The sequence below is a fragment of the Pseudoalteromonas sp. KG3 genome, from assembly GCF_030436385.1.
GTDB lineage: Bacteria > Pseudomonadota > Gammaproteobacteria > Enterobacterales > Alteromonadaceae > Pseudoalteromonas > Pseudoalteromonas prydzensis.
Genome location: NZ_CP098524.1, coordinates 106445 through 121624, shown reverse-complemented (window position 1 = coordinate 121624; position 15180 = coordinate 106445). Strand labels below are relative to the sequence as shown.

Annotated in this window: 10 protein-coding genes; 7 read left to right on the top strand and 3 right to left on the bottom strand. The window is 42.1% G+C overall.

Going from position 1 to position 15180, the window contains the following annotated elements:
- Nucleotides 1-31 precede the first annotated feature (31 nt).
- Entirely contained in the window at nt 32-649 is a 618-nt protein-coding gene (locus tag NDQ71_RS19030; RefSeq protein ID WP_192540245.1) for a LysE family translocator, read from the bottom strand.
- Nucleotides 650-897: 248 nt separating this feature from the next.
- The gene (locus NDQ71_RS19025; protein ID WP_301562936.1) at nt 898-3360 is read right to left on the bottom strand and encodes a prolyl oligopeptidase family serine peptidase; all 2463 of its coding nucleotides are present in this window, start codon (nt 3358-3360) and stop codon (nt 898-900) included.
- 165 nt (nt 3361-3525) lie between these two features.
- On the opposite strand from NDQ71_RS19025, the gene NDQ71_RS19020 reads away from it, so the two are divergent.
- The 3 genes from NDQ71_RS19020 to NDQ71_RS19010 all read left to right on the top strand — a co-directional run bounded on the left by NDQ71_RS19020 (nt 3526) and on the right by NDQ71_RS19010 (nt 7105).
- Entirely contained in the window at nt 3526-4533 is a 1008-nt protein-coding gene (locus tag NDQ71_RS19020; RefSeq protein WP_192540249.1) for a LacI family DNA-binding transcriptional regulator, read from the top strand.
- A complete protein-coding gene (locus tag NDQ71_RS19015) occupies nt 4530-5750 on the top strand; it encodes a glycosyltransferase (RefSeq protein ID WP_192540251.1) in 1221 nt (406 codons plus the stop codon). Before NDQ71_RS19020 ends, NDQ71_RS19015 begins: the two co-directional genes overlap by 4 nt.
- Before the next feature lie 128 nt (nt 5751-5878).
- Entirely contained in the window at nt 5879-7105 is a 1227-nt protein-coding gene (locus NDQ71_RS19010) for a threonine/serine exporter ThrE family protein (protein ID WP_192540253.1), read from the top strand.
- A 545-nt stretch (nt 7106-7650) separates the two neighbouring features.
- Here the strand turns inward: NDQ71_RS19010 and ltrA are convergent.
- Complete coding sequence (ltrA, locus tag NDQ71_RS19005) at nt 7651-9006, bottom strand: group II intron reverse transcriptase/maturase (RefSeq protein WP_301561782.1); 1356 nt, start codon at nt 9004-9006, stop codon at nt 7651-7653.
- Between the two features lie 758 nt (nt 9007-9764).
- Here ltrA and NDQ71_RS19000 point away from each other — a divergent pair.
- From NDQ71_RS19000 to NDQ71_RS18990, 4 genes are all read left to right on the top strand, one after another.
- Nucleotides 9765-12149: a TonB-dependent receptor gene (locus NDQ71_RS19000; RefSeq protein ID WP_367318019.1), complete on the top strand. Its 2385-nt coding sequence runs from the start codon at nt 9765-9767 to the stop codon at nt 12147-12149.
- A 12-nt stretch (nt 12150-12161) separates the two neighbouring features.
- Complete coding sequence (locus NDQ71_RS24450; protein ID WP_367318018.1) at nt 12162-12398, top strand: hypothetical protein; 237 nt, start codon at nt 12162-12164, stop codon at nt 12396-12398.
- 105 nt (nt 12399-12503) lie between these two features.
- Nucleotides 12504-14552, top strand: coding sequence for a S9 family peptidase (locus NDQ71_RS18995; RefSeq protein WP_192540254.1), 2049 nt, complete (start codon nt 12504-12506; stop codon nt 14550-14552).
- 185 nt (nt 14553-14737) lie between these two features.
- Nucleotides 14738-15163, top strand: coding sequence for a hemerythrin domain-containing protein (locus NDQ71_RS18990; RefSeq protein ID WP_301562935.1), 426 nt, complete (start codon nt 14738-14740; stop codon nt 15161-15163).
- The last annotated feature ends 17 nt before the right edge of the window (nt 15164-15180 follow it).

Sequence of the window (15180 nt, the reverse complement as noted above, 5' to 3'; positions counted from 1 at the left end):
GTTGTTATATTAATTAAATAACTACAATAAATTACCCTAGTATTAACCAAACCCCCACTAGCACCATTAAACTCCCGGCAATACGATTCATCCACTTAATGTTGTTGCCTCTACTTAAAAATAACCGCAGGCTTTTTCCGCCTGTTGCGTAAATCATCATACAGATAAACTCTGAGAGCAAAATAATGGCCACCAGCACCGCTAATTGCGGCGCAACACTGTATTGCACGTTAATAAAAGGAGGTAATAAGGAAATCATAAACGCCCATCCCTTTGGATTGGCAATGGCGGTTACAAACCCCTGTGAAAATAATGAATATCGGCTCACGGCTGTTGTGTTATGCGTATCAACCGACATTTTTCCTTTCGCACGCCACATATTAATGCCAATGTAGATTAAATAAGTGCCACCTAGCCATTTTAAAATATCAAATGCACTGGGGTAATTAAGCATAACACTGGCTACACCAAGCACCGCGGCTACCGCAACTGTTGCTACACCGAGTAGTTCACCTATCATCATCCATAATGTTCGGCGCACGCCAATACTCATGCCTAAGGTCATGGCCAGTGTCATACACATACCGGGTGTAATTGATACAAAAAAGAAGGTAGGAATAAATACCGCAAGTGCAGCTACATCAATCATTTAAAGCTCGCAATAAGTTAAAAATAAAGTCGTGATAGGTTCATCCCAGAGGGTAAATGAAAAGGGCCAAAGGTGAAAGATAAAACAACTATCAGTAAGGTAGAAATAACGGCTTCGAGGATCGGGATAAGAGCACCGAGCTTAGCCCGAGGTTCTAAGCCCGATACTCGAAGCTCGAAGCCTATAACTCAGCGCAATGTGCCGTGAGATTAAGAGAGGATATTCTTAATCTCACGGCATTAAGCAAATTAATTTGCGTTTACGTCTACAACCGCTTCAGTTGTTTCAGTATCTGCTTCTTTATCTGTAAACAGATACTTATCAAGCCACTGCTCTTGCTCCCACAGTACATGTAATAAGCTTTTACGGGCACGGTAGCCATGAGCTTCGTAAGGAAGCATCACTAAACGCGCTTCTTTACCCAAGCCTTTAAGCGCTGCGTACATACGCTCGCTTTGCATTGGGAAGGTGCCAGAATTCGGGTCTTCTTGGCCGTGGATCATTAACATCGGCTCGTTAATTTTTTCAGCATGAAAAAACGGTGACATATTGGCGTATACATCCTGTGCTTGCCAAAAATCACGTTCTTCTCCTTGAAACCCAAACGGTGTCAAGGTCCTGTTATAGGCGCCACTGCGGGCAATACCGGTTTTGAATAAATCACTGTGGGCTAATAAGTTTGCTACCATAAAGGCGCCATATGAGTGGCCTGCAATGGCGATTTTATCTTTATCTGCAATGCCTTTTTCGACCAGCACATCTACCGCAGCTTGTGCGCTTGCAACTAACTGCTTTCTGAACAAGTCATTTGGCTCTTTGCCTTCAACGCCGACGATGGGCATTTTCGGATCGTCAAACACCGCAATACCTTTAGCAAGGTATGGCATCGGTCCCCAATAACCAACATAGGTAAATTCATAAGGAGACTCACGTACTTGTGAAGCAACCGCTTTGTCTTTGTATTCCAGTGGGTATGCCCACATTAACACCGGTAATGGGCCTTGGCTTTTGTCGTAGCCAGGTGGTAAATAAAGTGTGCCTGATAACTCCACGCCATCATCACGCTTATAACGTACCAGCTCTTTTGTTACGCCTTTAAACGCCGGATACGGATGCTCAAACATAGTAAGTTGAGTCAGCGTGTCATCGTCTAAATCACGAATGAAAAAGTTAGGTTGCTGCGTTTTAGATTCGCGAATAGTGATTAATCGCTCACCTTCATCATCAAGCATAGCGCGTACGCGTTCATAGTAAGGCGCTTTTGATTGCCATAAACGCTTGGTTGTATTGGTTTTAATGTCGTACTGATCTAAAAACGGCATATTACCTTGCTCTGACGCTCCATCGCCACGCAAGAATATATAACGTCCACCAACGACTTTAATTACACTCGCACCTAAATCATTGTGCTCATAAATTGCATCACCAGGATCCTTATAAGCATCGTTATAACTGCGCTGTGAAAATAATACGCGGTTGCGATCAGCATTACGCGGTTGGATAACATAAGTGCGCACTTGGCGATCACTAAAACGCCATTCGGTTAATAAAGCAACGTTTTCATTGGCCCATTGCATGCCTGAAAAGCGGCGTTCAACTTTAGCAAATAGCTTTGCTTCGCGCTTGAATGGTGAACGTAAGCTATATAAATAATCATGATGAGGCACATCGGTTTTCATATCGCCGCCATCTTGCGCCTGCGCCCAAATAACTTCAGCACCTTGGTCATCGCGCCACTGAAAATCACGACGCCCGGTGCGAACACTGTCATAACCCTGCGGGATATTATCGGCAAGCGGCTGTTTAGCTAGTTCTACCAACGCATAACCGCGCATTCCCCATACCTGCCATGTTGTTGCAAAACGGCTATACGGCACTTGATAAGAAAAAGGTTCATCAATGCTTGCTACTAATATATTGGTTGAATCAGGTGAAATTGAAAATGATTTAAATAATGCTGGCTGACCAATTGCTGAGGCAACACCACTCATCGGAATATAGCTTAACTGCCCTTGACCATAAAACTTAAATTGCTGTTCATCAAATGGGCTAGTTAATAAATTTTGGTAAGTCCGCGCTGGCGCCTTTTGCCCAGTACTTTGCTGAATAACTGGCACTACGCTATTGCTGTCATTAGTCAATCTTGGTTTACCCAAATTAACAGCTACGTTAGCAACAATAGCTGTACTATCTGGTAACCACTGATAGGGAGCTGCGGTTAACACAGAATTAAGCACGACATCTGACAACTGTCGTGCTTGTTTTGTTTGCGTGTTATAAACCCATAAGTTTGCTTGTGTTGGCTGCTCAACAATAAACGCGAGGTACTCACTATTACTTGACCATTTAGGCGAGCGGATCACCCCGTTTGGCAAATTATTAACTGCAATCACAGCTCCCGTCGCAATGTGCTTTAATTGCAGGCCACTAAATTTAGTACGAGGACGAGAGCGGGAAAAATTAGCTGGGTTTAGCTGTATTCCTGCTAATTTTAGTTCTTCTTTCGCTAAATCATCCAGTGTCTCTACACGTTTACGATCAAATAGCGCCAACCATTGACCATCGCCCGATAAATAACTGCTAGGTGCTAATTTTGCGTCAACTAATGCTGCTAAATCACTGGAGGGGGTTTGATAGCCTTGTGCAGCAAGTGCTGAGCCAGTAACACTAACACTCAACACAAATGCCAATAAAAGCTTGATACCTTTCATGGTTTATCCTTGATTTTTATTATTAATGACTGTATCTAAACATGTTTTGATACATTCATAAAGTTTTTGCGATCATTTAGCTAACAGAGCCGATTAGGTGACTTATTAGCTCAAACTGCGTTAAACTGGCTACTTAGTTCAAGCAATTGCTGACGCATAATTAACATGAAAATTAAAACCGATAAAATAACTATTTTTGACGTTGCCAGAGAGGCCGAGGTTTCAAAGTCAACGGTGTCGTTAGTGCTTACCCAAAGTGACAAAGTCAGTGATAAAAGCAAAGCAAAAGTGTTACAAGCCATTGATGCATTAGGGTATGTTTATAACCGTGATGCGGCCGCTCTGCGCAGCCGTCGCTCCAACTTAGTCGCATTAGTGATCAACGATTTAACCAATCCTTATTCAGCGCAACTTGCTGTTGGCCTTGAAAACCACATTCATGCACTAGGCATGTTGCCCATGTTGGTTAATACGGCTGAAAGCGTGGAGCGGCAAACTCAAGTAGTTAAAACACTCAAAGAATATAATGTGGCTGCATTTATTATGTGCCCTGCCCCTGGTACGACCCAGCAATGGGTAGACGGACTCATTGAGAGTGGCTTTCCAGTTATTCACATTATGCGAGAAGTGCCGTTTTGCGGCGCGCCAACTATATTGCCTGACAATAGAAAAGGCACTCACTTAGCGACCTGCCATATTTTACAACAAGGCATTGCTGAGGTTGCATTTGTCGGTGGTACAGAGGATATTTCCGATCACCATGAACGTTTAAGTGGTTTTCACAGCGCCCTACAACAATTTAATTTGCCTTTGGGTAAACCAATCATTACCGCCGCCACTAATCGCCAAGGCGGGCGGGATGCATTTAATACTCTATACGCACAGCACCCTAACACGAAAGCTATAATCTGTTTTAACGATGTTATCGCCTATGGGGTTATTGAAGCGATACGTGAACAAGGCTTAGTGCCGGGTAAAGATATAAAAGTAGTGGGTTTTGATGATTTAGCCGACTCATGTTTAATGTCGCCATCATTGAGCAGTGTCACTATCAATGCCGATGATATCGGTAAGCGCACATGCCAAGTATTACAAGAATTACTCAATCAAAGCGTGCCTGCGGTACGTACCTTAGTCGATGTAACATTACAGGTAAGAGATTCAAGTCAATGAAAAAAGTATTAGTAATTGGCTATGTATGGCCTGAACCAAATTCATCTGCTGCGGGCACGCACATGATGTCGCTGTTAAACGCATTTAGGGCACAAAATTGGCAAGTTGAATTTGCCAGCCCCGCACAAAAAACCGAGCATATGGTTAATCTTGATGACTACGGGATCAGCAGTGCAACAATTGCCCTTAATTGTTCAAGTTTTGATGAATATGTTAGCGACTATGCACCCGATATGGTGATGTTTGATCGCTTCATGATGGAAGAGCAATTTGGCTGGCGAGTAGATAAACACTGCCCAAATGCATTAAAAATTCTCGACACTGAAGATTTACAATGCTTACGCAATGCCCGCCATGAAGCACATAAAGGCAACCGTGAATTTAACCACAGCGATCTGCATTCAGACATCGCCAAACGAGAAATCGCCGCCATTTTACGCTGTGACATAAGCTTAATTATTTCCAGCTTTGAAATGCAGTTGTTAGCAGATGTATTTAAGGTCGATAGCCGTTTATTACACCATTTACCCTTTATGGTCGATTTAACTGCGCTGCCAGTGCAAACAAAATCATTTGCACAACGTCAACACTTTATGACCATTGGCAATTTTCGCCATGCGCCAAACTGGGACGCCGTTTTATATTTACAACAAATTTGGCCACTCATTCGTAAACAACTCCCCCAAGCTGAGCTACATATTTATGGCTCTTATCCGCCGCCTAAAGCGACAGCCTTAAATAATCCCAAAACTGGCTTTTTAATAAAAGGCTGGGCCGATGATGCTTATAAAGTAATGGAAGATGCCCGAGTCTGTTTATCACCGCTGCGTTTTGGTGCAGGTATAAAAGGTAAACTATTAGAGGCGATGATCATGCAAACCCCAAGTGTCACAACATCAATCGGCAGCGAAGCTATGCATAATGATTTACCCTGGGCTGGCACAATTGCAGATGAAGCACAGCAGTTTGCTGATGCCGCTGTAACGCTTTATCAAGAGCAACTGCTATTTAAAAAAGCGCAAAAAAATGCGCAAGCCATACTAAACGCGACTTATGATAAAACCGCGCTCACTGCTAATTTAATCGATAAAATTATCACTACAGAGGATCAGTTAACAGCGCACAGAGAAGCAAACTTTACTGGTCAAATGCTCAAACACCATACCATGCGGAGCACCCAATATATGGCGCAATGGATTGAAGCAAAAAATAAGTAACTTCCCATTAGAAAAAACTAGACAGGCGGGGATTTGTGTTTAAAATTCCCGCCAAACTAGGTAGGCAAATTTAGATGTATTGTCTATATTTTTTAACTGAATAATTTAAATTTTGGTTCAATACACATTTGAAAACCGCAACCTTTACTGAAAAGCGCAAATTCATCGTTAAACTGGGAAAAATGCTTCATAAATACGGCACACCAGCTTATCGACTCGAAGCCCACTTAATGGAAGTGGCAACTTATCTTGATCTAAAATCATCGTTTGTTATGTCCCCTACTTCGGTTACTTTTGTGATCTGGACCGATGGCCACGAAGACGAATACACCCATGTTGCCCGTGTTGATCCTGGTGATCATGATTTAGGCTCATTGGCTGACACCGATGATCTCGTCAATAAAATGCTCAATGGTGAATTAACTTTACACGACGTTGATAAACAGCTTGATATCATTTTTGACGCACCAAACCCCTACAACAAAGTACTCACTGGTATTGCTTTTGCCACCTCTGGCGGCGCATTTGCAATGCTTATGGGTACTAGCTGGAACGACGTCCTCTGGTCTGGTTTGCTTACGTTTATTGTGTATTTATTTGTTCTTTGGTCAACACGCTCAAAACGGGTTGCCCATATGCTTGAGCCACTCGTTGCAATTATTTCAGCAATACTGGCCTGTGCGATTAGTGTTTATATCGATGCACACATTAATATTCGGTTAATTGTCCTGTCAGCTATCATAGTATTTATACCTGGGCTTGCCCTTGCGCTTGGTTTAGCTGAACTTGCAGCGCGCCACTTAGTATCAGGAACAGCCAGGGTAATGGACTCGTTTATGCTGTTGTTTAAACTCTATTTTGGCGCATTTATAGGGATAGCAATTGGTTTTGCTTTATTTGGTCAAGCGGATTTTGTACAACCTGAACCATTACCAAAGTGGACTGCTTGGCTGGCAATATTTTTACTCTGTAGCAGTTTAATTGTTATCTTTAGAACCAAACTCAAACATGCGGCTTGGTCAATTGCCTCTGGCTTTATTGCTTACGGTACCAGTATCGGCTCGGCCATGTATTTAGATTACACCTTGGGAACCTTTGTGGGTGCATTTTCTGTTGGTGTATTTAGCAATTTGTTTAACCGTATTGCCAATGCTCCGGCATCAATTGTTGCCATGCAAGGCCTAATTGTATTAGTCCCAGGTAGCAAAACCTACATAGGTTTAAATTCATTAATAGAAGGACAAGATTTTGTTTACGCTGAGCATATTGGTCAACAAACATTCTTAATATTTATGTCGCTAGTGGCAGGCTTAATCTTTGCCAATGTTGCGCTCCCACCGAAAAAGAGTTTGTAACACACAATAAACACCTCATTTTCTAGGCTCTTAATTGCAAAGAGCCTAGCAAAGTTACTTCACCCATCGAAAAGTGTGTATTCGCCATTGATGATTTGCCAGCCCCTTTACCATTTACCTTTCATTTTTTAATCCACTAGTTGTGAATTAGCACAATTAAGAGCATAAGAACGATTAAGTAAACTTAACTTATTAAATAAAAAACAAAATAATGAAAATATAAAACACTGATATATAAAAATTAATATTTATAACTTTTGATTTTATTTTAAAATTTATTACTTTCACAACTATTCACTTCGATTCAAGACTCTCGTTTTAAAAAGGCGTTTAATAGAGCCACAAACTAAGTTGTCAGTGGCTATTTGGGCTCATAAAACAAGCCAAAAAAGAATCATAAAGCTGCCAGCGTTAGTTTGTGATACCAATCGTGTTAAGTTACTGACCATTTATAGCGACAGATAAATGGAGTGATAATCGGGTAGCCGGAGGTCTCTAACCTCCAGCCCCCACACCACCCATCATGCGGGTCCGCAATGGGCGGTTCATCTCCCGTAATGAATGTTGATCCAAATATCCCTCAATGACACTAAACCTTGTGAAGCTAAGTAGTTATTGCCTAGCGCAATGTTAATACCTTTTGTTTTTGAGCTTCTACAAGGGCCTTTACTGGTGATACCACAGGCTATGGCGAGTCGTTCGCTAACACCCAATTTCATTAAACTGCGTACTTTGGTGCGAGGTTTACGCCATTGCCGCCAGTAGCACATTCTTATCCTACGTCGGATCCAATGATCTAAATCCACCGTTAGCTGATAAGCGTTGGCTATCAGGTAGTAGTGTCCCCAGCCGCGCAAATACTGCGTGAGTTTATGAATTTGTAGGGTCATTGAGATCCCCCAGTTGCGGTTAGTGAGTTCCCTGACATTTGCTTTGAATTTCTTTAGCGCCTGTTCGTGGATCTGCACTTGACCGTAACGGAATGTGAACCCGAGAAATTTTGAGCCTGATACTGGACCCACTCGACTTTTCGATTCGTTCACTTTGAGCTTTAATCGCTTAGTGATGAACGCAGTAATTTCCCGCTGGATTATTAATCCTTCGCTTTTCGTTTTTACTAAAATGATTATGTCATCAGCGTAACGTGCAAACTTAAGGTGTTTGTAGGTTAGCTTCTTATCTAATTCATCGAGTAAGATGTTGGAAAGCAAAGGGGATAATGGCCCACCTTGAGGGACTCCTTTGGTTGACTCAAACCACAGACCTGTTTCGCGCTCTGCGATCCCCGCTCGTAAGTATTTACCGAGTAGGCGCATGAGTGCTTTGTCTTTGATTTTACGGCTAACACGATTCATCAGCATGTCATGATCTACTTCATCAAAGAACTTAGACAAGTCGATATCAACCGCTGTTTTATAACCTTGTTTAACACAAGACTGAACATGGTTCACTGCTTGACTGGCTCTTTTATGAGGGCGATAACCATAACTATGTGGTGAAAATTGAGGCTCAAAGTAAGGGCTGATCACTTGAGCAATGGCTTGTTGGATCACTCTGTCGATAACAGCAGGGATCCCAAGCATTCGCTCACCGCCATCAGGTTTGGGTATCATCACGCGTTTGACTGGCAAGGGTTGATAAGTGCCGTTAAGTAATTGTTGTTTAATACCCAGCCAATGTAACTTAGCGAAGTCATTAAATTCCTCAATACTCATATTATCAATACCCGCAGCCCCTTTATTGCGCTTAACATGTTGCCATGCTGCGCTAATATTGTGGTTGCTTAGTACCTTTGCCATAAGGTCATGATCTATTTGGTTATATTCATTCGAGGTATTATTCACAGTCGAACGCTGTTCATCACTATCACAACACGGTGATCTATGTGAATTCAAGTTCATTTGTAGTGTCTCCTCTGGTTAAGATGTTCAGGCCTTCACCGTGTCCCCTCCATTACGATGGGCGTTTGGCTACTATGCCGTCTGCTGACTTCTGATAAATCACTCTAGCGATTACTCGATAAAGCGCGTCTAAAACTAACGCTTGTTTACTGCTATTTCGCTCGCTGTAGGTCGCAGCAACCAAAGCGCCAAGGGTTGAACAACCAGTCCCTAACTGGTAATCTCCAAGCGTTAGCGCGGATGCGTGTTTATCAGATCTCCCCGAATAAGATGCATCGACTTTCTCTGCACAACTGCATCATTTACGGTGGCCGTTAGATCACATGACTTCGCTATCTTGTGCTAGCTCGTCTCCAGCCTACGCCTCATATGATGTTTTTGTTCATCAGCTCACAGATTTGCTAGCGGCTTCCTTCAGACTATCTCTCGCGATTTAGCCCTTGCCATTCGCTAGTAGTTATCGTTTAATAACAGTATGTTATTTAAACGGTGATCTTCCTACAGAGGACTTTCACCTCATAAGTCAATGCCCATGTCGGGCGTACACAAGGCATAAATTTTGACATGTAGTTGTTCTACATGAAAAATTTATAACGCAGTTAGCGCTTTATTTAGCACGCTAGAATGGTTAAATATTTAAGTCGATTGGTATAAGAACGGTCTTATCACATTCGACGAGTAAAATGACTAAATATGTACGAATGGTAAGCCCTTATTTGACACAACAAAATAAAGTTTTGATTCAAGGGGAATCGAGGATGTTAAAAGTAAAAATAAATAAACTGCATTTAGCAGTGAGTGCATCACTAATTACATCTGCACTTAGCTTACCTATGGTAGCGCACAGTGCTGAACTTAAAAGCACGGACGAAGTTGAAGTGATCCAAGTTCGCGGTATTCGTGGCAGTGTTGTTAAATCACTCAACACTAAGCGTTACTCAAACGCGATTGTGGATGCTGTTACTGCCGAGGATATCGGTAAATTCCCTGATAAAAATGTCGCAGAAGCACTGCAACGCATTACCGGTATTTCACTTTCCCGTGCCCAAGGGGAAGGTGAACGTGTCGGTGTGCGTGGCACCACGCCAGAACAAAACCGTACTTTTTTAAATGGTCAAGCGATTGCCTCTGCAGATTGGTGGATCTCAACCCAGCCTGATCGTGGTTTTAATTACACCCTATTACCCGCTGAACTAGTATCTTCTTTAGAAGTATATAAAACCCCGCAAGCAGATCATAACGAAGGCTCATTAGGCGGCTCTGTTAATATTAAAACGCAACGACCCTTGCATACGCAAAGCAATCAGTTTGTTACCAACGCGCAAGTACAATACAATGATTTATCAGGGGAATTTGATCCTCAGCTAGCCGTTTTTTATAACTGGACTAACCCAGACAAAGACATTAGTGCATTAATCACTTTTACCCGTAATCAACGTTCATTACGTCGTGATGGGCTTGAGTCATGGGGCTGGCATGAACAAAACTTTCAACGAAATGCCGATGGTAGCCTATCCGCAACAGACAGTGACACTGCCAATATAAAAAACATCTGGACTCCAGGTGGTGGTGGCTCAGCAATATTCCAGCAACAGCGGGTGTTAACCAGTGCCACCGCAAATTTTGAATACCAACCTAATTTAGATTGGAATATTCAACTGAATACTTTGTATTCAGTGCTTAACGCTGATAACAGTAACCAAAACTTTTTATGGCAGCCTAGTAGTGTGTTTGCCCGTGGCGGTCATATCAGCGATGCGAAGATTATTGATAACACCCTCGCCTTTGCCCGCTACTCAAAAGTTCCTGAACAAAACGCACAAAATTTACCATTTAGTACTGCTATGGAAGCTATTTGGCGAGAATCTGAAATAAATACCAGTAGTGTGCATTTAATTGTTAGCCAGCAAGCACACCTTTGGCAAAATCAATATCAAATTGGTTTTACCAAAGGGGGTGGCGGCTCAAAACAAGATCACACCTCACAATTCTCAGCCAATACCGCCTATACCGTTGATACCACAGAACGTAAAAATATAATCGCCAACTATGATGTATCCCCGCTTGATGGACAGGCTTGGCAACTTACAGAAGCACGTAACGACAGCCAAGATTCAAACGATCAAGAGTTCTATTTGCAAGGTGATTTTGAACGCGCAATTGATCATTCTATTATCAGCGCTATAAAAGTTGGCGCAAAGTACCGCGATCATCAACGTGATTTTATTCGTTATCGTTCATTTAACGGCGCATTTGATGGCATAGCCCAGCAACTTGATTGGAGCTTAGCTGACTACCCGGCGGCTTTTCCCAGTGGATTTTTATCCGAAATTGGCGATCAACACACTCTCAAAAATTACAGCTATGTCGATATCAACGCATTATCTACAGATTTTAAAACGATCGACTTTATACAGCAGGAAGAAAAAGCCAGCCGTTTCGATATTCAAGAACGCACAACAGCAGGTTATGTTAAATTAATGCTTGATGGCAATGACTACCGAGCAAACTTGGGGGTACGCGTTGTTAATACTGAACAAGACGCCGGTGCTTATAAACGTATTGGCTCACCGGTTGAGCAACAACAAAGCTTTGTCTGGCAGCAGCACAGCAAAAATTATGTAGATATTTTACCCAGTGCCAATATCAGCTTTGATTTAAGTGAGGACTTAATTGCCCGAGTCAGTGCCGCGCGGGTAATGTCTCGTCCGCAATATAATCATTTAATGCCGTCAACTAACTACAACGTCACGCAGGCGCAAGGCCAAGGCGGCAACCCAGACTTAGATCCCTATCGTGCCAATCAATTTGATCTAAGCGTTGAATGGTATTTTGATGATGCCGCGCTGCTCTCTGTGGCATTATTTAATAAAGACGTTGAATCCTTTGTCGAATTTAAGCGCACCATTGAGCAACACGAAGGCATTGATATGACCATTGACAGGCCCATCAATGGCAGCGGCGGCACAATCAGAGGGGTAGAAATTGGCTATCAACAAGAGCTTATATATGGTTTTGGTTTGATCACTAACTATACTTTTGTTGATGGCGATCGCACTGATAGCATCTCAGGGCGTGAAAATTACGTACCTGGCACTTCAAAACACACAATAAATTTAACCAGTTACTACGAAAATGACTAGTTAAGTTCGCGTTTGGCCTATAACTATCGCACTCATTTTGCCACCGGTGTAGGGGAGACCATGATGGATGATTTTGGTCAACTTGACGGCAGCATTACCTTCAAATTATCTGACAAGCTTGATTTTGTAGTAGAAGCAATCAATCTCACCGATGAAATCACTTACCTGTATGAGCGAAATGAATATGCACCTACGGGCATTTACCAAAATGGTCGACGTTTCTATGTTGGTGTTCGTTACAGCCATTAATCGTTCACGCTTGCGTGTTGACCGCAAATTTTAACATTCTAGGTACGTGCTGTTATAATCCTTCGATAATTAAAACAAGTGAATAAAACAAGCGAAGGAAAAATCATGCTAAAAACTAGCTTAGCACTGGCCATTGGGCTTTCAAGCTCATTGGCGGTTGCTGCCACATCGTTAACCGTTGAAGATATTCCAAAAATTCAATCTGTGCTACAAACCAGTATCAGCCCAGATGGCGAGACTGTGGCCTTTACCCGCTCTGTACCACGTGAATTATACGTAGATGAAAATGGCACGAATTACAGCGAGCTTTATGTTGTTGATGATGAAGGTGTTGAGCGCCCTTTCATTACCGGCACTGTAAGTATCAAGAGTATTCAATGGACAAACGACAGCAAAACCATTTATTTTTTAGCAAAGCTGAAAGATGACAAATTTAGCGCGCTATACCAAATCCCGGTTGATGGTGGTCAAGCGCAAAAAGTGTTGTCACTAAAAGACACATCTATTTCTAGTTATCAGTTAAGCCCAAACAACAAGCAACTTGCTATTTTAGCTATGCCAGCGGCTGATAAGTCTGAAAAAGAGCTGAAAAAACTCGGCTTTATGGCTGAAGTTTACGAGTTAGGTTTAAAGAATAAACAACTGTTTATTGTAGATTTGGCCAACGCAGACCAGCCATTAACCCCGCAACCTCTAAATGTTGCGAACTATGTCAGCGACGTTAACTGGGCAGCACAAGGCGACAAATTATTAGTTAAAACTCAGCCTACAGCACTGATTGACGATAAATACACTAAATCACAATGGCATTTATTTGATATTGCCAGCAACCAAGTAACCATGTCATTTGCCACCGAAGGTAAACTTGATGGCGCTGAGTTATCTCATGATGGTCGTTATATTGCGATTTTAGGTGCAGAAGATAAGCACGATCCGGCGACTGGCCGCTTATTTCTAGCGGATACTAAAACCGGTGAAGTAACAGACTGGTTACCCAACTTTATGGGGCATATCGTTGATTTTGAATGGTCTAATAAACGTAATACACTAAACTTTATTGCCAATGTAGGCACACAAAGCTTTGTCGCAAGTATTAAAACTGGTTCAAATAAATATAAAAAACTTATCAAAGAAGGTGAGCTTATTGCCTCAAACCTAAGTATTTCTGACTCTGATAAAACCATAGCGCTGCGCGGTAATACAGCTAAGCACCCAAATGAAGTATTTATTGTTCGTGGCTCTAAAGCGCAACGTTTAACCGATTCAAACACTTGGTTAAATGACAAACGTTTTGCTAAACAAGAGACTATTTCTTTAAAAGCCCGTGACGGTGTTGAGATTGATGGCGTATTAGTTTACCCACTCGATTACAGCGAAGGCACACGTTATCCATTGATCATGTCTGTGCACGGCGGCCCAGAAAGTCATGATAAAGATGGTTGGGTAACTAACTATTCTCGCCCAGGTCAAATGGGTGCAGCACGCGGTTATGCGGTGTTTTACCCTAACTACCGCGGCTCTACCGGTAAAGGGGTAGATTACTCGAAACTTGGCCAAAACGATTACGCAGGTAAAGAGTTTGATGATCTAGTTGATTTTAAAGATCATCTTGTTGGAATGGGCTTAGTAGATGGCAAACGTGTTGGCATCACCGGTGGTTCATACGGCGGCTATGCCTCTGCATGGGGCGCAACAAAGCTGACTGAACACTTTGCCGCAAGTGTTATGTTTGTGGGCGTAACTAATCAACTTTCAAAGTTTGGTACGACTGATATTTCCAATGAAATGAACCTAGTACATGCCCGCTCTTACCCGTGGGATAAGTGGCAGTGGTATTTAGAGCGCAGCCCTATTTACTGGGCTGGTCAATCAAAAACACCGCTGCTTATTATGCACGGTAAAGACGATCCACGTGTACACCCAGCACAATCAATGGAACTATACCGTTATATGAAAGTACAAGGCAAAGATGTACGTCTTGTATACTACCCGGGTGAAGGACACGGTAACCGAAAAGTGGCTGCCCAATACGATTACAGCTTACGCCTAATGCGTTGGATGGATAATTACTTAATTGATGGCAACAAAGATATGCCAGCATTTGAGATTGACCACGCAGCGAAGCTAAAAGCAGTAAAAGACGCGAATAAGTAGCATCTAAAATTACTTCTTGAAAGGCCAACCACAGTGTTGGCCTTTTTCATTTTAACCTGTAACTTTTACATTGCTTTTATATATTCTTGCTACTAAAGCTTTAAATATCAATATAAAACAATAGATTAAAACATGGCTCGTCACTTGCTTATGTTAACTGTAAATAAGTAAAGCAAGGATTAATCATGAATATTTTTGAAGCATTACGTAACGATCACGATAAACAGCGTTCACTGGTTGACGCCCTTATTGAAACGCATGGAGATTCACCAAACCGTCAATCATTGATGGATAACCTAAAAAATGAACTTGAAGAGCATGCTAAATTTGAAGAACGTTATTTTTATAACCCCTTAATGTTTGACGATTTAACCCATGAAAAAGCCCGTCATGGAATAGCCGAACATCATGAGCTTGACGAGTTAATTGAACAACTTGAAGAAACAGATATGAGTTCACCCGCCTGGTTAGTTACCGCGAAAAAGCTTCATCATCTTGTGCACCATCATTTAACTGAAGAAGAGCATGAAATATTTCAGTTAGCTGGGAAAGCTCTGAGCGAAGAGCAAAAACTAAGCTTAGCCGAAAAATATAACGATGCGATGAATTAAGCCTTATAGATGGGTGC

Excerpts from the sequence above, each read along its gene's own strand:
- NDQ71_RS19015 (WP_192540251.1), top strand. The coding sequence starts at position 4,530 with ATGAAAAAAGTATTAGTAATTGGCTATGTATGGCCTGAACCAAATTCA.
- NDQ71_RS18990 (WP_301562935.1), top strand. The coding sequence starts at position 14,738 with ATGAATATTTTTGAAGCATTACGTAACGATCACGATAAACAGCGTTCA.
- NDQ71_RS18995 (WP_192540254.1), top strand. The coding sequence starts at position 12,504 with ATGCTAAAAACTAGCTTAGCACTGGCCATTGGGCTTTCAAGCTCATTG.
- NDQ71_RS19025 (WP_301562936.1), bottom strand. The coding sequence starts at position 3,360 with ATGAAAGGTATCAAGCTTTTATTGGCATTTGTGTTGAGTGTTAGTGTT.
- NDQ71_RS19030 (WP_192540245.1), bottom strand. The coding sequence starts at position 649 with ATGATTGATGTAGCTGCACTTGCGGTATTTATTCCTACCTTCTTTTTT.
- NDQ71_RS19020 (WP_192540249.1), top strand. The coding sequence starts at position 3,526 with ATGAAAATTAAAACCGATAAAATAACTATTTTTGACGTTGCCAGAGAG.
- NDQ71_RS19000 (WP_367318019.1), top strand. The coding sequence starts at position 9,765 with ATGTTAAAAGTAAAAATAAATAAACTGCATTTAGCAGTGAGTGCATCA.
- ltrA (WP_301561782.1), bottom strand. The coding sequence starts at position 9,006 with ATGAACTTGAATTCACATAGATCACCGTGTTGTGATAGTGATGAACAG.